This is a genomic window from Paenibacillus sp. FSL H8-0259 (assembly GCF_037963255.1).
GTDB classification, from domain to species: Bacteria; Bacillota; Bacilli; order Paenibacillales; family Paenibacillaceae; genus Paenibacillus_AQ; species Paenibacillus_AQ phytohabitans.
Window position 1 is genome coordinate 5,164,630 of record NZ_CP150147.1, and the last position, 19,726, is coordinate 5,184,355.

General features: G+C 52.3%; 17 protein-coding genes. 3 read left to right on the plus strand and 14 right to left on the minus strand.

Features of this window, described 5'->3' with window-relative positions; genetic code table 11:
- Window positions 1-225: 225 nt before the first annotated feature.
- The 4 genes from NSU01_RS22315 to NSU01_RS22330 all read right to left on the minus strand — a co-directional run bounded on the left by NSU01_RS22315 (window position 226) and on the right by NSU01_RS22330 (window position 5,669).
- Window positions 226-690: a GNAT family N-acetyltransferase gene (locus NSU01_RS22315; RefSeq protein WP_042138559.1), complete on the minus strand. Its 465-nt coding sequence runs from the start codon at window positions 688-690 to the stop codon at window positions 226-228.
- The gene (purT, locus tag NSU01_RS22320) at window positions 680-1,870 is read right to left on the minus strand and encodes a formate-dependent phosphoribosylglycinamide formyltransferase (RefSeq protein WP_076243330.1); all 1,191 of its coding nucleotides are present in this window, start codon (window positions 1,868-1,870) and stop codon (window positions 680-682) included. Before purT ends, NSU01_RS22315 begins: the two co-directional genes overlap by 11 nt.
- Window positions 1,871-2,018: 148 nt before the next feature.
- Window positions 2,019-4,007, minus strand: coding sequence for a dynamin family protein (locus NSU01_RS22325; protein WP_339302338.1), 1,989 nt, complete (start codon window positions 4,005-4,007; stop codon window positions 2,019-2,021).
- A 36-nt stretch (window positions 4,008-4,043) separates the two neighbouring features.
- Window positions 4,044-5,669, minus strand: a complete 1,626-nt coding sequence (locus tag NSU01_RS22330; protein ID WP_339302339.1) for a dynamin family protein — start codon at window positions 5,667-5,669, stop codon at window positions 4,044-4,046.
- 369 nt (window positions 5,670-6,038) lie between these two features.
- Between NSU01_RS22330 and NSU01_RS22335 the strand changes: the two genes are divergently transcribed.
- Together NSU01_RS22335 and NSU01_RS22340 are read left to right on the plus strand one after the other, a co-directional pair.
- Complete coding sequence (locus tag NSU01_RS22335) at window positions 6,039-6,392, plus strand: PadR family transcriptional regulator (RefSeq protein ID WP_042138563.1); 354 nt, start codon at window positions 6,039-6,041, stop codon at window positions 6,390-6,392.
- The gene (locus NSU01_RS22340; protein ID WP_052421942.1) at window positions 6,379-6,936 is read left to right on the plus strand and encodes a DUF2812 domain-containing protein; all 558 of its coding nucleotides are present in this window, start codon (window positions 6,379-6,381) and stop codon (window positions 6,934-6,936) included. Before NSU01_RS22335 ends, NSU01_RS22340 begins: the two co-directional genes overlap by 14 nt.
- A gap of 146 nt (window positions 6,937-7,082) precedes the next feature.
- Here the strand turns inward: NSU01_RS22340 and NSU01_RS22345 are convergent, their stop codons facing one another.
- The 9 genes from NSU01_RS22345 to NSU01_RS22385 all read right to left on the minus strand — a co-directional run bounded on the left by NSU01_RS22345 (window position 7,083) and on the right by NSU01_RS22385 (window position 17,921).
- A complete protein-coding gene (locus NSU01_RS22345; RefSeq protein WP_039308864.1) occupies window positions 7,083-7,349 on the minus strand; it encodes a hypothetical protein in 267 nt (88 codons plus the stop codon).
- 2 nt (window positions 7,350-7,351) lie between these two features.
- Window positions 7,352-8,062 carry an endonuclease III gene (gene nth / locus NSU01_RS22350; protein ID WP_042138565.1) on the minus strand — a complete coding sequence of 237 codons (711 nt, stop codon included), beginning with the start codon at window positions 8,060-8,062 and terminating at the stop codon, window positions 7,352-7,354.
- Window positions 8,063-8,277: 215 nt separating this feature from the next.
- Complete coding sequence (locus NSU01_RS22355; RefSeq protein WP_083705449.1) at window positions 8,278-11,088, minus strand: S-layer homology domain-containing protein; 2,811 nt, start codon at window positions 11,086-11,088, stop codon at window positions 8,278-8,280.
- 22 nt (window positions 11,089-11,110) lie between these two features.
- A complete protein-coding gene (locus NSU01_RS22360) occupies window positions 11,111-11,767 on the minus strand; it encodes a GerMN domain-containing protein (protein ID WP_042138566.1) in 657 nt (218 codons plus the stop codon).
- A gap of 108 nt (window positions 11,768-11,875) precedes the next feature.
- The gene (locus NSU01_RS22365; RefSeq protein WP_042138568.1) at window positions 11,876-13,318 is read right to left on the minus strand and encodes an N-acetylmuramoyl-L-alanine amidase family protein; all 1,443 of its coding nucleotides are present in this window, start codon (window positions 13,316-13,318) and stop codon (window positions 11,876-11,878) included.
- A gap of 163 nt (window positions 13,319-13,481) precedes the next feature.
- Window positions 13,482-15,056 carry an N-acetylmuramoyl-L-alanine amidase family protein gene (locus NSU01_RS22370; protein ID WP_076243331.1) on the minus strand — a complete coding sequence of 525 codons (1,575 nt, stop codon included), beginning with the start codon at window positions 15,054-15,056 and terminating at the stop codon, window positions 13,482-13,484.
- A gap of 217 nt (window positions 15,057-15,273) precedes the next feature.
- Window positions 15,274-15,876: a 3-isopropylmalate dehydratase small subunit gene (gene leuD, locus NSU01_RS22375; RefSeq protein ID WP_039308853.1), complete on the minus strand. Its 603-nt coding sequence runs from the start codon at window positions 15,874-15,876 to the stop codon at window positions 15,274-15,276.
- A 30-nt stretch (window positions 15,877-15,906) separates the two neighbouring features.
- On the minus strand, window positions 15,907-17,331 hold the full coding sequence (leuC, locus tag NSU01_RS22380) for a 3-isopropylmalate dehydratase large subunit (protein ID WP_042138572.1): 1,425 nt from the start codon (window positions 17,329-17,331) through the stop codon (window positions 15,907-15,909).
- A 197-nt stretch (window positions 17,332-17,528) separates the two neighbouring features.
- Window positions 17,529-17,921 (minus strand): hypothetical protein, encoded by a 393-nt coding sequence (locus NSU01_RS22385; protein WP_042138573.1) that lies wholly within the window; start codon window positions 17,919-17,921, stop codon window positions 17,529-17,531.
- Between the two features lie 243 nt (window positions 17,922-18,164).
- Between NSU01_RS22385 and NSU01_RS22390 the strand changes: the two genes are divergently transcribed.
- Window positions 18,165-19,076: a LysR family transcriptional regulator gene (locus NSU01_RS22390; RefSeq protein WP_039308847.1), complete on the plus strand. Its 912-nt coding sequence runs from the start codon at window positions 18,165-18,167 to the stop codon at window positions 19,074-19,076.
- Between the two features lie 83 nt (window positions 19,077-19,159).
- Here the strand turns inward: NSU01_RS22390 and NSU01_RS22395 are convergent, their stop codons facing one another.
- A complete protein-coding gene (locus tag NSU01_RS22395; protein ID WP_042138574.1) occupies window positions 19,160-19,357 on the minus strand; it encodes a hypothetical protein in 198 nt (65 codons plus the stop codon).
- Window positions 19,358-19,726 lie beyond the last annotated feature (369 nt).

The window sequence follows — 19,726 nt, forward strand, 5'->3', positions numbered from 1 at the left end:
TTGTTGTACGAAATGCAGCATTTCTCCTCCTTCGGACGGGTTAGTACGATAATTCTTGTATTTCGTACAACAATCTGTCCAAACACCCCGGTATCCGGGAATCAATGTTGTACAACGTACAACATTGATGTCTACAGTGCTTACTAAGTAGTCTCTATTCTGGCGGAAATAAAAAAAAGCCATCCCGCTTATGCCGGGATGGGGATGTTCGGTTACGTATAGGAATTATAGCAATGCTTTGTTAAAGCGGTAGCCTGCTGTCTTTTCGAATCCGATATGGCGGTAAAAAGCATGCGCCGGTGCACGTTCGACGCGGTTGCCGCTTCGCAGGAACAGCTGGCAGCAGCCTTGATGGCGTGCCCATTCTTCCGCTGCGGATACGAGTCTTTTGCCAAGGCCCTGTCCTCTAAGTTCCTCTGATACGATCAGCGCGGTAATTTCCGTAATACAATCTGCATGTTTGTAATAGGACTTCACCTGCCGGAGTCCGATCATTCCCACAACTTCGTTATTGAGTTCTGCGACCATTGTGCAGTGGAGCGGATCATGCTCCATGCCTTCCATTCTCTCTTTCATCACGCTAAGCGTCGTCGGATAGCCGAATTCCCGCAGAAGGGCTGTAACTCTCTCCAGATCATTCATGCCACATTTGCGAATTTGCAGTACCTGCTCCTGAGTACTACTGTTCATCCTCGTATACCTCCACTTTTAGCATAGACGCCGCCTGCTTGGCCGTCGTCCGCGCGATTTCCACATCTTCCGCTGAACTGAGTGTTACTGCCATCCGCCGTCCAGGGCGGATCTCCGGTTTGCCGAATACACGGACTTGCGTTCGGGGAAAAGTAAGTGCCTTATCTATCCCGGTTACCGCAAAAGCTTGTCCAGTTCCTTCGGCCTTCAGGGTAGCTGAAGCACCCGGTGTCAACAAACGTACCGATTCCAGCGGAAATCCAAGAATGGCTCTGACATGCAGAGCAAATTCCGACAAATCCTGCGTAATCATTGTAACCATACCTGTGTCATGCGGTCTGGGTGATACTTCGCTGAACAGTACCCCGTCCGTGGTCAGAAACAGCTCCACTCCAAAAATCCCATATCCGCCAAGCTCATCCGTAACGGCCCGGGCCATCGACTGTGCTTCGGCAAGCAGCGCTTCACTCATCTGATGCGGCTGCCAGGATTCCACATAATCGCCATCCTTCTGGATGTGGCCGATCGGCGGACAAAATACGGTTCCGCTAACCGAGCGGACGGTAAGTAATGTAATCTCACTCTCGAAAGTGACAAAAGCCTCTACAATGACGCGTGTACCTTTGGCACGTGCTCCTTCCAGAGCCGTATTCCAGCATTCTGCGGCATCCTCAGGTGTCCTGCAAATACTCTGTCCCTTGCCGGAAGAGCTCATAATCGGCTTGATCACACACGGTGTTCCAAGCTCACCTACGGCCTGGCGAAGTTCGTCCAGACTGTCAGCGAACCGGTATCCGGCGGTCGGCAGACCCAGCTCTTCAGCCGCAAGGCGGCGGATGCCTTCCCGGTCCATCGTCAGTCTGGCGCTACGTGCGGTCGGGACCACGAGGAAACCTTCTTCCTCCAGTTCCACCAGCGCTCCGGTAGCAATAGCTTCGATCTCGGGGACAATCAAATCCGGTTTCTCTGAACGGATTAATTGCTTCAGTGCCTCTGCATCCAGCATATCCAGTACATAAGAGCGGTGGGCTACACCCATCGCCGGTGCAGCTTCATAACGATCCACAGCTACGGTCTCTACGCCAAGGCGCTGAGCTTCGATAATGACTTCCTTACCCAGTTCACCGCTGCCGAGCAGCAGCAGCTTCTTGCTCCGGGCTGAAAAAGGAGCTCCCCACATTGTCGACTCCAACCTCTTTTCGCAAATTTGACTGCCGACTTCTCTATTTCTGTAAATTGTCGCAGTTTCATTGTAAATTTTCAGGCTTCTTTATTTTCATCCATCAACCAGCAGATTGCAAGCGTTCTTCGACATTTTCCTACAAACTTCACAGATGACTGTCCACCATATTGACGAAAGATTGCTCCATGAGCGATAATTCGCCGGCAATTTGGCCCCAGTGCTGCGCTGAATCACCCCCTTTCAGGAGTTCCGACATGGCCGCTTCCTGCTCGGCCAGACCTTCACGCAGCTGCTCTGCGGCAAGGGAAAGTGCCGCCGCTGCCGCACCGGTATAGAAAGACAGCAGCCGTTCTTCCTGGCTTACAGCCGCAGCAGCAATAGCTTCTTTGAACCAGTGCTCGGCAGCTGTGCGGATGTCTGCCCGTCCAGGGCCTTCAAAGAAATAACGCGGTGATCTGAAGCGGCTCCACAGTGCTGCCCAATCCAGCGGGGCAAGGGAGCAATCGAGCTTTGCCGGGGCGGGCCAGCGCTCGTCTGGATTCTCCAGTAGCTGAAGCTCCTGTCCCGGGATGGAAAGTTCTGCGGCTGCAGCTGCAGCCGCCTGAGTTACCAGCCTGCGCCCTGCCGCCTCCAGCCGCAGGGTGGTCGCCCACAGCTCCTGCTCCAGTTCACGCAGGATACTGCGCTCCAGCTCCCGGCCGCAGGCAATGAAGATGTCTTTCAGATGACCGCCCTCTTCCCGCAGGATAGAGGGATGGAACGATTCCTGAAAGGAACGGCCGAAGGAGAAGGACAGGCGCTGCCGGACATGATAGAGAAGCTCCTCACCCTCGCGGCGCAGATCCCGGATGGGCCGCTCTTCCCGCTCAAGCTGTGCCAGCCGGAGGCCTGCGTCATCCCGGCGCTTCCGGAACCGCCGGAGCCCTTCTTCCCGCTGGTCCGCTGCCATAAGCGCCATATGCTGCCATTCCTCCGCGCGGAGCCGGACCGAGCTAAGGCTATCCCTCGCCGCCGCCAGTGACAGGCGCGGCAGCTCCTCACCCGCAAATTCAGACAGCGCTTCTTCGAAGCTGCTGAATCCGGAAGCCTCGTAGGACTCCCGTACCCCGCGCGACTTGCCCTCCAGCGCGAGCAGACTGGACAAGGCATAGATCCGCGGGGAGGTCAGGCCGCCGGCACGCAGATTCTGCGTCACATGCTGCTTCACATCTTCCAGCTCTGCCTCGTCTGAAGCGAGGTCGGACGCATTGATGATGAAGAACATTTTATCCAGGGCAAAGCTGTCCTTGATTCTTCCCAGCTGGGCCAGGAGACTGCGGTCGGCTTTGGAGAAGGCATGATTATAGTAGGTCACGAAGCAGATCGCATCCGCATTCTTCATGTAGCCAAAGGTTACACCGGTATGCCGGGCATGTAAGGAATCCGCTCCGGGGGTGTCAACCAATACGATGCCGCTCCGTGTCAGAGGGCTGTCATAATAGAGGTCGGTACTCTGCACGAAGCAGGCCCGTTTCTCATCGGCTACCAGGCTGCGGTATTCCTGCAGGCTGACCGTACGCTCTGTTCCGAGCAGCGGGCCGGATTCCTCCCAGCCCGCTGCCGCTGCGCGTAAGAATCCGGCATGCGGCAGCGAGGACGGATGAAGCCCGCCGGTCTGCAGGCGGGCCACCGCCGCAGTCCAGGTTGAGTGCTGCGGCGGTGCCAGCTGAAGCACACTGAAGGAATGGAGGATATCGTCCCAGAAATCCTCCGCAGACTTCATGGTCACGGCCGCAGTCGCGTGGGCGAATCCGCCCTCCGGGGCCAGAATGCGGCCGACGGCAGCCGTGGCGGGATGCGGAGACACGGGCAGCACCTCTTCACCCAGCAGGGCGTTGGCGAAGGAGGATTTGCCGGCGCTGAACGCTCCGAACAGCGCCATCGTGAAGCGGCCGCCGGCGAGGTCCTCCGCCCGCGCCGCCAGGCTGCGCGCAGCCGAGGCCATGGCCGGCTCGCGGCGCAGCAGCCCGGCCGCTGCGTGCAGCGCCGCTGCGGCCTGCGTCAGCCGGCGGCGTCCGCCCGCCGGCTGTGCCGTACCCGCCGCCCACGTTGCGGCGGCGGGGTGTGAAGCCGCTGCGCTGCGCGGCGGCTTCACGGGGCTGGCGGCGCTTGGCGCGCCAGCCGTAGGCCCTCACCTCCGGCAGGACGCCGGGGTGAGGGTACGGCGCGGCGGCAGCAGCGCCGCGAGTTCGTCCGCGCGGGCGGCAGCCGCGCGGTCCAGGGCGGCCAGCGCGGCGTGCGCGTGCGCCTGCCGCTGCAGGGCCGCTTCGCGGCGCGCGAGCTCCGCGCGCCGCTCGTCCAGCAGCGGCGGCAGCTGGGCCAGCAGCTGCTCGCCGAAGGCCAGGGCCGCGCGGCGGAATTGTGCCTTGATCTCTGCCGCAAGCGCGCGGCAGAAATTAAGCAGCGCCTCGCCTGACGACCCGGTTCCCGGCTTCACCTGATCCGCCAGCCACTGCTGGCTCACCGCCGGGAACGCCTGCTTCAGCAGCGGCTCTGCCCCTTCCTGCCACAGCCCTGCGCCTTCAGCCCAGTCACGCACAAGCTGGAGTATATGCCACTCCAGCTGGGCAGTGATCTCTCTCTGCTGAAGCCCGTGCCAGTGGAGAAGCCGCGTTGCCTGCTCCTTCTCCCGTTTCGCCGCGGTGAACAATAACCCGCGCCGGAAACCCGGGCTGCTGCTCTCGATATAGGCTCCAGCAGCATCCCTTACATCGGCTGGCATCAGATTGCTGTTGCCCAGCAGGGCATCCAGCTTACTCCGCAGCTCCAGCCGCATCTGCTCCGGCAGCTGCACGAGCAGCTCCTCAGCCTGCGAAATTGCCCGGATCTCTGCCTCCACTTCTTCCTTACCGGCACCCCCGGCCGCTTCCAGTAACTGAGAGCGCTCCTCCTGCTGCTCCTCGCGGTAAGCTGCAAGCACCGCAGCTGCCGTATGGTGCATGGAACGGGACAGACTGTAGCCGAGCAGTTCTCCGCGCTGCTCCAGCAGAGCTGCAATTACCGCGAGCAGATCATCCCATTGGTTCAGAGGATGATCCTTAACTTTGAGTGAAGTGAACAACAGACCCGCGAAATGAATTCCCCATTCACGGAAAGCGCTTTCTACTTGCTGCCGGTATTCCACTATGGAGATTTCCAGTTCTCTGTGCTTGTCGATCTGATTGATGATAAGGTACAGCGGCTTGCCCCAGTCGCTGAGACTTTTGGCAAACGCCAGATTATTCTCCGACTGCACATGGTTGTAATCCATGACGTAGAACACGGCATCAGCTAAATGCAGCGCCGAGTGGGTCGCTGCCTGATGCCCCTCATCGGTTGAATCCACCCCGGGAGTATCCATTAGAACGCCGTGCTTCCCCAGCAGCGGGACTTCCTCCCAGACCTCAATCGCTGAATATTCAGCGCCCTGGCGGCAGTACTCCTGCAGCCGGTCTGGTGTAGTCTCTATTGCCGGTGCAGAACTCCCAGGTGCCTCCGGCTCTGCATGAAGCACTACCCGCGGAGCCCCGCTGCGGATCGATACTATATTGGCGCTGGTCGGAACCGGACCTGAAGGCAGCACTGCTTTTGCGCATAGGGCATTGATCATACTAGATTTCCCCGCGGAGAAATGTCCGCAGAAGGCAAGGGTCAGCTCCCCCGCCTGCTCTTTGAGCATCAGATCTGCTGCTATCTGCGCACTATTCTGTTCGCCCCAGCTCTCCAGCTGCTGCTTCAGCAGCATAAGCGTTGATGTACCGGATATTACTTCTCTCATCCTGCTCCGTTCTGCTCCCACGACAACCCCACCTTCTGCAATCTACAACATGTGCATCCAATTTTATTTATAGATAAGAATTTATAGGCTTCGGGCTTCCACTTATGAGAAGCTATAACATTAGTATGTTTATCTGATCAGCAAGAATAGAATAATTACATTTTATCATCAGATTGTCACAAATCAACTAGCCGCTTTTACAAAATCAGCTATAATCCTTCACGAAAAACAAGACTTCGCTGGACTAATCCCCCCCTTGACAGATGATTCCAGATTTATTACTATATCCATATCGGATATATCACAAGTGGATATAACCAACTTGGATATATAACTAAGGATCTTCTATTATCGGACAGGAGGTGTGTAATGACCAAGAATAACCCATTGCAAATGGAGCAATTATCTGACTCAGCTTATTATATTCTGCTCGCGTTGCTCACTCCGAAGCACGGCTATGCAATCATGAAGTACATCGAAGAGCTAACCGAAGGCGAGGTCAGGATGGGACCCGCTACACTCTATACACTAATTAAGAAACTGCAGAAATCCGGCTACATTCTATTGAACGAGGATGAGGATGAGCGGCGCAAGACCTATCAGATTACTTCAAGCGGAACGGCTCTGGTGGAGGCTGAGATTGAACGGAGACTGCGCATGTCGAGGCACGGGAACATAGCACAGCTAAATGCTAAGGAGGCGTTGACTCATGAAAACGAATAAGCAGACACGGTACATTCCGTCTAAAGGACTGGCTTTTGCCGAGCAGAATGAAATGAATAAATTAAGCAGGTTGTCGGAGAAAGGCTGGCTGCTGGAGCGGTTCTCCCTGTTTGGTTCTGGCTTCATTGTCCGCAGAGGTCCAGCGCATAAGCAAATTTATTGTCTGGACATCCAGCATGTGCCGCAGAAGGACGAGAATGAGTACCGTGAAATGTTCGCTGACAGCGGCTGGGGTTATGTGTGTTCCGCCGGGGATATGCATATCTTCGTTGCTGAACCAGGAACCGTTCCCATTCATACAGACCGCTCAACACTCTATGAGAAATACCGCAAAATCACCCGTACCAGCAAAATTTTCGCTATTGTAGTCATGCTGCTGACGTTCATCACTTGTGTGCTGCTATATCTTTCCCGGCAGGTGTGGGACCATCAGCTGCTTCAAAACATCTCGCATGTTTCCCTGCTGCTGTGTGCCGTGTTCTTCCTGCCTTCTCTTATGGTTTACATTGCCTATTCTCTAAGGCTTAGAGCGTTCTCAGATTAGCCAAACACGCATATAACACCTCACACACTAAGGCCTAATCTTCGATGATTATTCAGGAATTTGCCAGGGCCCCAAACCTATATATTCTTATCGTTTAACGCAAAGAGCCGGCCCAAGGGCCGGCTCTTTGTACATATGAATTGCTATTAAGCTGTTTCCAGGACTGGAAGCAGGATTTCGAACACTTTACCGTGCTGCAGAATGGTAAGGCCGCGGGCTTTGTCCTTCATTACAACCACTTCAGGTTTCACGGACATACGCTCCAGGTAGAACTCAGGCACATCGCCGGAATGGCTGATTGTGATGCCCTCTACTTCCTGCTCTTCATTTTCTTCCATAGGGCTGTCCACCACACGGTCAAAAATATCGGAGAACGCTTCAAAATTATCGGTGTATACAGAAATGCACTTCATCTCTATCCCATCCTCTTCTTCATCTCTAAATCTTTGTTTGATTTCGTATGAACCTTATCTTTCCTGATTACAGCGGTTTTCATACGTTTTTTGCCTTCCCGGCATACATCCAGCAGCGGGCAGACCTGACATTGCGGATTCTGCGACTTACAGTGATATCGCCCGAAAAAGATCAGCCGGTGGTGCGTTAACGTCCATTCGTCACGCGGCACCGCCTTCATCAGCTTTTTCTCCACTTCCAGCACCGAATCTTTCCAGCCCGCAAGCGCGAGCCGTTTGGCTACCCGTTCCACATGAGTATCCACGGCAATGGCCGGTACGCCGAAAGCATTGGATATGACCACATTCGCAGTCTTGCGGCCGACACCCGGTAAGGTTACCAGCAAATCATGGGCCTGAGGCACTTCTCCGCCATACTGCTCAATCAGAATGGAGCAGAGGTTCTGAATATGCTTGGCCTTGTTGCGAAATAAGCCAATCCGCCGGATATCCCGCTCGAGCTCTTCAAGCGGCACTGAAATGTAGTCGATTGGAGCTTTGTACTTCTGAAACAGGTCCTCGGTCACCTTGTTCACCGTTGCGTCCGTACATTGGGCCGAGAGCAGCACCGCTATAGTTAGCTCAAAAGCGTTACTATGGTTCAGCTCGCAATGCGCATCAGGGAACATGCCTCCGATGGTATCCAGGATGTGGCGGACTTCTGCAACTTTCATAGCGTCCCCTCCACGGAGTACTTACACCCGAAGTTGATCACTCGGGCATAACATCTCTAAATAAAAAGAAATATAAGCAAAGAATACATTATATCGTATACTTCCTTAGCGTTCAAGTGAACACAGCGCTGTCCTTATATTTCAAAAAAAACGTCTTGATTCAGGGCAAAAGCCTGAATCAAGACGGTGTTTCACACGGAAAATCACCAAAACGATTATTGTTTCACTATTTCCACGATCTTGTCGTTGTTGAAATACATTATAATATTATCATTTTCTTTGAGAGATTGCACGGGTAAAGTCGTGTCACCTTGATGAATATATGCGTTTGGCGCAAGCACAAACTTATAATTTTCATTCAGAGTAGCGCGTTTGGTCATGACTTCATTGGTCGCAGTCTCATAACGCGAGAAGGTACGGGCAAGCTGACTGAATACCGAGATTATGATTACCCCGCTGGCATCCTTTCGCGCTAATACCCGGTCCGCTGTAGTAAGGCCGCTCAGATCAGTAGTGGTTACACCGTCCCGGGTAATTCTCACCCCTGCGCTGGCGGTGAAATTCTGAGACACTCCGGAATAATCCTTCACGGTCAAGGTTTTTGCTGCAGCGTCCACTGCTGAGATTTGTCCGGAATACTGCTTAACCGACTGCAGCGATAATGGCGTGGAGCCTTCAAAGCTTACGTTTACGTATTCCCCTGCTTTTACCTCGCTAAGCGATATCTTCTGTCCTGCCTCATTGGTGAGCGGAACTGCGGCAAGATAGAGCTCGCTGCTGCCGCCGGCCCATTTTACAGTCATCTTGTTAGTGTTGGCATTAACGGTTGCAATTTCAAGCTGGCTGGCCGAAGTCACCCGGAGAACCGAGATAATATCCTGGTTGGTGGAGAGCACCGCCGTTACCGGAACATTCAGTGCTACGTCGGTAATGGCCGCGCTATTTTTACCGAACATATCTACGGATAGCGGATAAGCCATAGTCAGCAATTGACCATTGCTCAGCTTAATCACAATTGTACGTGTAGTAGCATTGATTGAAGTCAATGTTCCTGTATATTTCGTTGACAGTTCTACAGACATCGCGCGTTCATTAATGGAAGTCACGTCGATCTTACGGTTTTCAACCAGTTTGGCTCCCATCGTAGTCAGTGAGGTCGTAATTAATCCGCCATAGGCAAGCTTTGTTTTTTCATCCAATTTGATGACATGTGCTTTGCCGTTGTTGTCTGTAAAGGTGAGAAACTGTGTTTTGGAATTATAATCTACTACTGTGGCTGCAGTATATTGTTCAATTTGCCGGCTGATCACTTCAATCTTAGTCACCTGGTCGCTGCTGTTCAGCGTAAGCTGAACATTGTCCCCGGCTGTCTTATCTGCAATCAGATCTCCAATAACCGGACTGGAGGCATTAGGAATAACAATAGCAGGTGTTGTTGCAAGCAGCTTCACTTCACGGCTGCCGTCAGTCTTTTGATAGACGATTGTAGTATCTGTCAGTTCGTAGATAAAGCCCTTGACTGTACGTTCTACGCCCGAGGTTACTTCGACTGTACGGATCACATTATCCTTAATCGTATACGAGACTGCAGCTCCGGTTTTCAGCTCCGCCGGGAGAAGAATAGAGTTCTGGGAGCTGAATAGTGAAGTACCATCCTCCCATTTGAAGCTTTCTGTAGTCCCGTCTGCATTTTTGAACGTTATGCTCTTGGAAGCCGTATCCACACTTTGGATCGTACCGGTTGCTGTTTTATTGACAACACCAGAAGTGACTTGAACTTTAACAACCCTGTGCGCACCGCTATAGGTTTCGCGCAGCAGCGATATTTTGCTTCCTGCTGTAATGGAAGAAGGTTGAATCACCGCTCCGTTAACATCATGGAAGGTAGTAGCAGCGTCATAGGCGTACTGGTCATACCCGTTAGCAGAATCAACCCAAATTATACCTGTAGACAGCTTCGCAAACGTCCCCTCCGCCTGATCAAGTTGTTGTGTAGGGTCAGTCAGTTCTACATATGCTGCGTTATAGGTTGCTCCGATAACAGTCACCTTGGTGTAGGGCTGTATCTCGTTCAGAGAGATGCGGGTCTCCGAGGTACTTGTGAAATATGCAGTGTTCGCATTCAGTGTGAAGTCCGTAGTGCTGCCGTTACTAAATAGCGTCAGCTTGCCGTCTTTCAGTGAACTTACCGTTCCTTTGAAAGTATTATCGTAGTCAAGCGTGTTGTGTGCCTCAGCACGGCTGAAGAAGGTGGCTAGCTGGGCGCGGGTAACTGCTCCCTGCGGGTCGAAGCGGTTGCCGTCCAGTCCGTTGGCCAGGCCCAAATCAACTGCGGTGTTAATATAGCCGCGCTTATTCGCAGATACCTTGGAATCGTCGGCAAAACCGGTCGGTTCACCCGCTGCCGCTGCTGCAGATGCACTCTTACCCAGTGACCGGACCAGTAATTCTGCGACCCACTCGCGGCTGGCCTTGCGCTCTCCCCAGGAGGTCTTCAGGTTATCTGCAGCCATTTCTACCGTCTTATCCAGCAGTCCCTGCTGAAAAGCCAGCACAACATAAGGCTTGTAATAGTTAGTTACAATGAAATCAGCAGGAAGAACCACATCTGTGCTTGTGTTCACGTTACCCTGCAGCTTCATAAAGCGCAGCGCCATCAGAACAGCTTCTTGCTGGGTAACGGAGTCACCCGGACGGAATAAACCGTTATTCCCCACAACGATGCCTTGGCTTGCCAGCTTGTAGATATGTTTCTCGGCCCAGAAGGCTGTTTTGACATCACTGAATATCCCTGCAGCTGTTGCTGCTGACTGGGGAGTTACGGCAGCTACCGGCGTTCCGGTTGATGTGGTTTCGGCAAAAGCCGCTCCCGTGCCGCCAAGCACCATAGTGCCGGCCAGAACGGCGGACACCGCTTTAGCAGAATAAGATTGAACCTTACGCTTTAATTTTTTGTGACCGGACAATTCGATATTCCCCTCTCTATGGCTCATCTGAATTTCTATGTTGCCTACTTCGTCAGCCATTGGCCTATTTCCTGCGCAATGCTTACAATCCGTTGTTCTCACGCGTTATTGGATGCACGAGATCCACATGCCCCATCAGGCTCTCCACTTGTTCTCCGTCTACCAGCACATCGATATTCTTCACTTCTTCAAACTGGAAGAAGGTCTGGGACAATGCGCTGATTGCCAGAGCCTCACCCCCTGCACCAAGCTGTGCCTCATCCGGCTTATGAATATCCAGGACAATCTGTCCATTCGTAAATTCCAGTGATTTCAGCTCGATTTTGCTCCACAGCGGAATCTGGTCGGCATTCTTGCTGCTCTGGAGAGCCTTAAAGGCCTCTGTATATTTGTCTTTGGCATCTGTGAAGCTGACAGAGACTTCGGCCGCCACCAGATCTGTCTGCTGCGGATCTGTATAATAGACCTTGATAGTCTGGCTCTGCTTCTCTGGCGCTGCCGGCTGTTCAGTAGCTACAGGAGCTTCCGTGGCTGCCGGCTCCGGCGTACTTGTAGCCTGAGGTGCACTAGTGCTATTAGCGCTGCTGTCGTTCCCTGCGTTTCCTTCAGCTCCGCTCGATACGGAGGATGAATCCTGTCCCGCTGCATCTGCCGGTGAGGCGGCTGGTTTGTCACCGCATCCCGAAATTACTGCGAGCAGTAATACTGCTATACCTGCATATGTCAATTTCTTGTTCATCACTAAATAACCCCCTCCATATGAATACGGGCAGGACAGGGCCGCAAAGTCCTCTGACCCCAATCTATGGCCGAAATCCGACTTTGCGGCCCTGGCTGCCGCCCGCTGTTATTGAACCCCGAGATATTCCTTAATCCCGCTGACCATTGATGCAGCAACTTTGTTCTGAAGTGATTCCGTGAACAGAAGTGCCTCATCATTCTTGTTGCTGAGGTAGCCAACTTCAAGCAGTACCGCAGGCATCGTTGTCTCGCGTATAACGTGGAAGTTGCCGTAACGTACGCCCCGGTCACTAAGTCCGGTAGCCTGTACAAGATACTTGTGCATCACCTTTGCCAGAGCCTTGCTGGCTTCGCGCTGATAGTAGGTCTCTGTTCCGCTTGCTGCGGACGAGCCGCTGCTGTTGGCATGGACAGAGATGAATAAATCGGCTTTGAGGTTGTTGGCAATTGCCGCCCTGTCCTTCAGTTCAAGGAAGGTATCATCACTGCGGGTCAGAACCACGTCAATTTTGTTCTCCTGCTTCAGCAGCTCCGCCGCCTTCAGAATAACAGCCAGATTGAAATTCTTCTCGTATTTACCGGTAACCCCAACAGCCCCGGAATCCTTGGCGCCATGCCCGGCATCGAGCACCACCAGTTTACGCCCGCTGTTGCCGGGCTGTGTAGAAGTATCTCCAGTGCTCTGCGCATTCAAATCAATGACAATCAGCTTGGAGACATCGCCCGAAACTTCAACGCTATAATTTCTCGAGGTAGTAAGGTCAATTACAAAACGTACAGTGTACGGGGCGGTACTATACAGCGAGTAACGCACACCGGTTACATCCGGATAATCCGTAACCGTAAGCATACCGTTCAGGTTGGGATCCAGCTGTTGTCCTGTACCGAATACATCCGAGAAAGTGGCATTCGGCAGGTCAATTATAATCCGGTCCGGTCCGCTCACTTTGGAAACCTTCGGCTGGGTGTTGCCCTCAAGTGCAATGCTTAGCCTGTTCTCGTTGAAGCTGATTCCGTTAATCATGCTCAGGCCGCTTGCCGCATCATCCGGCGGTACTACAACGGTTCCCCCGTCTCCGTTACTTCCACCTGTTTCCGTGTTAGTATCCGGGATTTCCGGGGTAATAAGATCTACAATCTTCTTCGTATTGTCCCATTTGACTGTAAGGCCAAACTGCTCTCCGATGAATCTGATCGGCACGAGAGTTGTACCGTTCCGCAGAAGCGGTGACGTGGTCAAGACCACGGTCTTGCCGTCTACAGAGGCTGCAGTCTGATTCACGATCAGCTGCATAGTCTTACCTTGCTGTTCAATCGTAACGGTCTTGCTTGTCTGATTCCAGTCCACCTTGTATCCAAGGTTCTCAGCGATCATTCTTAGCGGCACCATAATGGAGTTGTTTACATTTTCCACCGGAACATCCTGCCCTGCGGTCAGTTCCTGTCCATCCAGGAAAATCTTGTTGGTAGCCGCAGCAGCTTGTCCATGCCCCGGCAGAATCACAACAAAGAACAACAGCAGCAACAGCATACAAGCAAATTTCTTCATTCTTCACCTCTAAGACTCTAGTATTCCGCCCCCAAACGAGCGTTCTTGGTGCAATCCTACTGACAACCTTCGACATAGTTTAGACGCCTGATGAACTTAAAAGTTGCGAATAAATACCATTAAAAATCAGGACTGTTCACACGCAGCTCCCTTGCCGCGTTACTTAAAGCCCAAGATATTCCTTAATTCCCGCTACAATTTCCCGTGCCAGATTATTCTGCATCTGCTCGCTGTACATAGCCGCTTCATTTCCCGGATTCGTCAGATAACCTGCCTCCAGCAGAACAGCTGGCATGCTTGTTTCTCTGGTGACATGCAGACTCTTCGATCTGACGCCGTTATCTTTGAACCCTGTACCGGCTACCAGATGCTTTTGCATGATTTGGGCAAGCGGAAGACTTTCGCTGCGGCTGTAATAGGTTTCACTGCCATTGACTTTGTCACGGTTCGGATACCCTACATCCAACGAATTCCCATGCAGCGAAACAAACAGCGTAGCCTTTGCAGCTTCAGCAATTCTTACACGGTCCTGCAGACCGAGAGTAACATCCGACGTTCGTGTGTATACAACATCTGCCCAGCCCTCTTGTGTGAGAATCGCTCCAACTTTAAGGATAACTGCAAGATTGAAGTCTTTTTCCGCTTTGCCAGTGAGACTGATTGCTCCCGGCTGCGTGCCTCCATGACCTGCATCAAGCGCTACAATAGGCTTGCCGGTCAATCCTGTATTCACCGGTGTGCCAGTTCCGCTATTCACCGTGTTGAGATCTACCGTCACCAGCCCTGTGCTGTCATCCGTACTCAGCTGGTAATTCTGGCTGCCTGCGGTTTGGATTACGAACCGGACCGTAGAAGGACTGGTGCTGAACAGTGCATAGCGTATTTCAGATACCAGCGGGTAGCCGCTTACGTCCAGCCTTCCCTGCGGACTGCCGCTGGCAGATACCCCCGGAAAGCTGCCGCTGAAATCAGAGGCAAACGCTGCTCCCTGAAAATCAACTACAATCCGGTCTGGTCCGGTAATCTTGGTCACCGTAGGCTTGGCACCTCCGGCAACCGCTACAATAAGACGGTTCTCGCTGAATACAGCCCCCTTCACTGTCGGGGACGTAACTGCAGGAGTCGGAGAGGCCGTAATACTGCCCTCGACCTCTTCAGTATTCTCTGTATTGGTCTGAGGCAGCTGTGTCGGAGCAGGGGATTGCACTGCCACCACAGGGCCTGCAGAGGCTGCAGGTGCCACGGTAGCTGAAGGCAGCGGATCTGCAGATACAGGGGATTCAAGCGGAATTCCACCGCTTAAGTAGACTGTTTTGTCGGAATTATCCCAGCCGACACTGAGTCCGAACTGTTCACTCACGAAACGGATAGGAACCAGTACAGTACCGCCATTCTGCTTGGGTGCGGCATTCAGCAGCAGACTTACGCCATCGGCTTCAGCCGTCTTGCTTCCTACTGCGAGCTGTACTGTCTTGCCGTCCTGCTGGACGGTTACTTTGCGGGTGGTCTGCTCCCAGAGCACTTCAAAACCAAGGTTCTCCACCACCACCCGGATCGGAATCATAACGCTTCCATTCACGTTCTCAAGGATGACTCCTTTGGGCAGCGCAAGCTCCTTACTGTCCATCACAATCCTTCCCTGGCTGCTTGCGGCAGCGGCAGCTTCATGGCCGGCGAATGACAGTAACAAGAGCGGCAGCAGCAGTAGGAATAACATCCGTTGTCCGGCTTTCTTCATCCTTTCCTCTCCCTTTTGTCAATTGATAGAACCATAGATAAGATTAAGACGACAGAAATCCCCAAAAGTTGCCTTCACAGGCAATGAATATATCGATTATAGCAAAAAAACTTCTATTTCCGACACCCGGAAATAGAAGTTTTGTGTAAAATTTGTAAAGTTTACGAATTTCTTCGCCAGATGTTCACTCACTTCCCTGCAAACATCCCCGCATTGCTTAGCCGAAAAGCTTGGCCGCATGACGTTCTTCGTACGCGGCAATCTCATCTGCGTGCTGAAGCGTCAGACCGATATCATCCAATCCCTGCAGCAGAAACTGGCGGCGGTGCTCATCCAACTCAAACGTAATGGCAAGGCCGTATTCATCGCTCAATCTGTTGTTCTCCAGATCTACAGTCAGTGTATAGCCTTCATGCTCTGCGGTACGGCTGAACAGGTCATCCACCTGCGTTTCCGACAGCTTGATCGGCAGAATGCCGTTCTTGAAGCAGTTGTTATAGAAGATGTCGGCATAGGACGGTGCGATTACCACTCTGAAGCCGTAATCCATGATAGCCCAAGGTGCATGCTCCCGGGAGGAGCCGCAGCCGAAGTTCGCACGCGAGATCAGCACGGATGCTCCCTGATAACGCGGCTTGTTCATCTCAAACGCTGCATTATCATTTCCTGCTTCATCAAAACGCCATTCGTAAAAAAGAAATTGTCCAAACCCGGTACGCTCGATCCGTTTCAGGAATTGCTTCGGAATGATTGCATCCGTATCTACATTAACCCGGTCTACCGGGGCTACGATACCTGTTAATTTCTTAAATTCTTCCATTTGCTGTGTCCTCCTGCTCTCTCAATTATTCTATGAGTTGACGGCTTCCGTCTTGTAATTCCAGTCGCGGACATCGGTGAACCGTCCTTTAATTGCAGCCGCAGCCGCCATGGCAGGAGAGACCAGATGCGTGCGTCCGCCGCGTCCCTGGCGTCCTTCAAAGTTACGGTTGGAGGTCGATGCGCAGCGTTGTCCAGGCTGCAGAACATCCGGATTCATGGCCAGGCACATACTGCAGCCTGCTTCACGCCATTCAAAACCGGCTTCTGTGAAGACCTTGTCCAGACCTTCCTTCTCAGCCTGCAGCTTAACGCGTCCGGAGCCCGGTACAACAATTGCCGTCACCTTATCGGATACCTTATGGCCTTTGGCTACTTGAGCCGCAGCCCGCAAATCCTCAATCCGGCCGTTGGTGCAGGAGCCGATAAAGACATAATCAATACCGATTTCAGAGATAGGCGTACCTGGTGCCAGATCCATATATTCAAGCGCTTTTTCAGCGGCTTTACGTTCGTTCTCAGTGGTGAAGTCTGCAGGATTCGGCACACTTGAGTTGATGTCCGTACCCATTCCCGGGCTGGTGCCCCAGGTAACCTGCGGAATCAGCGTTTCTACATCGAATTCTACGACAGTGTCATACTGTGCGCCCTCATCGCTTACAAGACCCTTCCAGGTCTCAACAGCAGCGTCATAGGCTTCGCCTTGCGGCACATATTGACGTCCGCGCAGATAGTTGAACGTAGTCTCGTCCGGTGCGATCAGGCCGGCTCTCGCTCCGCCTTCAATCGACATATTGCAGACTGTCATGCGTTCTTCCATCGACAGCTCACGGATTGCTTCGCCCGTATATTCGATAACATAACCAGTCGCAAAATCCGTACCGTATTTGGCGATGACGCCGAGAATCATATCCTTGGCGGTCACTCCCGGATTACGGTTACCCGTGAAGCGCACTTCCATCGTCTTCGCCTTGGACTGCTGCAGACACTGGGTCGCAAGCACATGTTCAACTTCGCTGGTGCCGATCCCGAAGGCAAGCGCACCGAACGCTCCGTGAGTGGAGGTGTGGCTGTCTCCGCAGACAATTGTCTTACCGGGATGTGTCAGGCCAATTTCCGGCCCCATAACGTGTACGACACCCTGGTCAATATCATTCAGATCGAACAGTCTCACACCGAAATCACGGCAGTTCTGTGAAAGGGTATCTATCTGCTGCTTGGAGATCGGATCTGTAATATTGTAACGGTCCTTGGTAGGCACGTTATGATCCATAGTCGCGAAAGTAAGTCCCGGACGGCGGACCGGACGGCCGCTCAAGCGCAATCCTTCAAAGGCCTGCGGAGAAGTAACCTCATGAACCAGATGCAGATCGATATAGATGATACTTGGCTTGCCTTCCTCTTGATGAATAACGTGATTATCCCAAATCTTTTCAAACATTGTCTTGTTGCCCATGAATTTCACCTCATATAGTAGAATCGTTCCATTTGGATGAGAGCGTGGAGTCTCTCTTGAATGTTCTAAATATAACATCAGTACGTTTATAATTCCAAGATATGATTTCTATAGCACTTATAGGTTCATCCTATAGCGCGCGCCTGCAGTACAACCGCCGAAAGTAGTTCCTTACTCTTTAAGCTTCTGCTGTTTCCTTATTGATACGTACCCGCAATGATTCCACGCTGAATGTCCATTTCCAGCTTAATCTCATTAAAAACATCTTCCAGTGTCCTGCTCGGAAGCAGTGTGTTCTGCCTGATATGACTGAGTACGACAGCGGTGCTCCGCTCGAACTTGTGATAATGTTCGCTTTTGACATTGACGAGAACCTGGCTGCAGAGAGCGGTTAATTGCAGGTAATCCGCCAGCACATGCTTCTGCATATAGGCCTGATGAGGCTGTGGCTTAGACCAGAAGCCGGTCTCCCCGTATAGATAGTCATGATTCTCATCCAATGGCTCGATGGCCGAATTATTATGAATAAAATACCCCAGCTGTTCTTCGAGCTCGTCAAATGATTGTATTAATCTTGCCAGAACACCCATAATACACCCCCGTTTATTTCGAAGAACGTATGCCTAGAGCATGCATAAGGGCTCCTGAAGAATAATTTAAGTATATCCTTATGTTCAAAATAAAGATATTTAATATGCAGATTATGTAAGATTATCAACCTGCTGAAGCACACCACTCTTTTCGCTGTCAAACAACCACCTATACTAAATCGGATATCTATAGGTTATACTTATAGACAGATTATCCATTCTTTATATTAAAGGAGCCTGTCCGTGGAACTCAGACAATTGCAATACACACTTCAGATCGCTGCAGAAAGAAACTTCTCACGTGCAGCAGACAAGCTGCATATCGCCCAGCCCTCACTGAGCCAGCAGCTCTCCAAACTGGAAAAAGAGCTGGGTGTTCTTCTCTTCCAGCGTAATACCAGCTCCGTTGAGCTGACCCATGCCGGGGAGAAATTCGTTGAGCAGGCCCAGGCGATCATTGATGCCGTGGAGCTGCTGCGCCAGGAAATGTCCGATATCTCCCAGCTGCGGACCGGACGGGTCGTGGTTGGCAGCATGCCGATCACCGGTGCGCATCTGCTGCCGCATGTACTGCCGGTATTCAAAAGCAAATATGCCGAGGTTGAAATCACCCTTCTGGAGGACTCCTCAATGAATCTGGAGAAGCTGACCGCCAGCGGCCAGACGGATCTAAGCCTGCTCTCCCTGCCGCTGGAGATTCCGACTCTGGCCTATGAGGTGCTTGGCGAGGAACGGATTGATCTGGCAGTCCCGCCTGAGCATCCGTTGGCAGCGCGGAGTGCTCTGGGTATCCGTACCTCACTGCATGAGCTTAAGAATGAACCGTTTATCGTGCTCAAAGAAGGTCAGGGCTTCCGTAAAATGACCGTTGAACTCTGCCGTGAAGCCGGTTTTGAGCCGCAGATTGTTTTTGAAAGCAATAATATGGAGACCGTTCAGTCGCTTGTAGCCACCGGGATGGGTGTAACGCTGGTGCCCCATTTCATCGCACGTGCTCCGCGGAGTGAATTCGTACCTGTCTACCTGCCTTTGGCTGATCCGGTTCCCAGCCGTACACTGGTGGTCGCTTACCGGCGCGGACGCTACTTATCCCGGGCCGCCGAAGCTTTCATTGAAACCTTCAAAGCAACGGTTGCCGGACTGGCGGACGAATAAACAGCAGAAAAATGCAAATGCCCATCCGGCTCCTGTCTTGAAGCCGGATGGGCATTTGCTGTATTTTCCCGGAAAACAATTATTTATTTGCGCAAATTATGCTGCGTGATCAGACGGTTCTGATCATCCGGCAGACGGGCTGTACTCTCATCAACCGGTCCCTTAGTACGGGAATCTCCGGCTTTTTCCTCGACAAACTCTCTGATCGCCTTGTTTTGAATTTCGGCGGCTTCTTTGGCATTTTGATTCTGTTCCTGCTGGACATTAGTGCTCTTACTCAAATCAATCCACCTCCTGGTAACAGATTATAAATACTTTACCCGTCCCCCTGAAGGTCAAACATTAAATTTGCTTCCCTCCATCCCAAAAAATTCGCCGGACGGCTCTTTGCAAACCCTGCTTTCCCATGGTATTCTAAATGACAAATAGTGAAACGTGCAGACGGGACCAGTAAGAATTGACAATGATTCGCGTGCAGAGAGTAAATTCCGGAAGGCTGGGAGAATTTACCGCGGATGTCCATTCCGAATCCTACCCCCGAGCGGCCTGCCCTGCAGGACGGATACTCCCGTTACGAGAATGAAGTCGGATGAACCCTCATCAATGAAGGTGGTACCGCGGAAGTTAACCAAGCTTTCGTCCTTTGCTAA

Bases quoted from the DNA above. Each gene is read 5' to 3' on its own strand.
- NSU01_RS22315 (WP_042138559.1), bottom strand. From the start codon at position 690: ATGAACAGTAGTACTCAGGAGCAGGTACTGCAAATTCGCAAATGTGGC.
- purT (WP_076243330.1), bottom strand. From the start codon at position 1,870: ATGTGGGGAGCTCCTTTTTCAGCCCGGAGCAAGAAGCTGCTGCTGCTC.
- NSU01_RS22330 (WP_339302339.1), bottom strand. From the start codon at position 5,669: ATGAGAGAAGTAATATCCGGTACATCAACGCTTATGCTGCTGAAGCAG.
- NSU01_RS22335 (WP_042138563.1), top strand. From the start codon at position 6,039: ATGACCAAGAATAACCCATTGCAAATGGAGCAATTATCTGACTCAGCT.
- NSU01_RS22340 (WP_052421942.1), top strand. From the start codon at position 6,379: ATGAAAACGAATAAGCAGACACGGTACATTCCGTCTAAAGGACTGGCT.
- NSU01_RS22345 (WP_039308864.1), bottom strand. From the start codon at position 7,349: ATGAAGTGCATTTCTGTATACACCGATAATTTTGAAGCGTTCTCCGAT.
- nth (WP_042138565.1), bottom strand. From the start codon at position 8,062: ATGAAAGTTGCAGAAGTCCGCCACATCCTGGATACCATCGGAGGCATG.
- NSU01_RS22355 (WP_083705449.1), bottom strand. From the start codon at position 11,088: ATGGCTGACGAAGTAGGCAACATAGAAATTCAGATGAGCCATAGAGAG.
- NSU01_RS22360 (WP_042138566.1), bottom strand. From the start codon at position 11,767: ATGAACAAGAAATTGACATATGCAGGTATAGCAGTATTACTGCTCGCA.
- NSU01_RS22365 (WP_042138568.1), bottom strand. From the start codon at position 13,318: ATGAAGAAATTTGCTTGTATGCTGTTGCTGCTGTTGTTCTTTGTTGTG.
- NSU01_RS22370 (WP_076243331.1), bottom strand. From the start codon at position 15,056: ATGAAGAAAGCCGGACAACGGATGTTATTCCTACTGCTGCTGCCGCTC.
- leuD (WP_039308853.1), bottom strand. From the start codon at position 15,876: ATGGAAGAATTTAAGAAATTAACAGGTATCGTAGCCCCGGTAGACCGG.
- leuC (WP_042138572.1), bottom strand. From the start codon at position 17,331: ATGGGCAACAAGACAATGTTTGAAAAGATTTGGGATAATCACGTTATT.
- NSU01_RS22385 (WP_042138573.1), bottom strand. From the start codon at position 17,921: ATGGGTGTTCTGGCAAGATTAATACAATCATTTGACGAGCTCGAAGAA.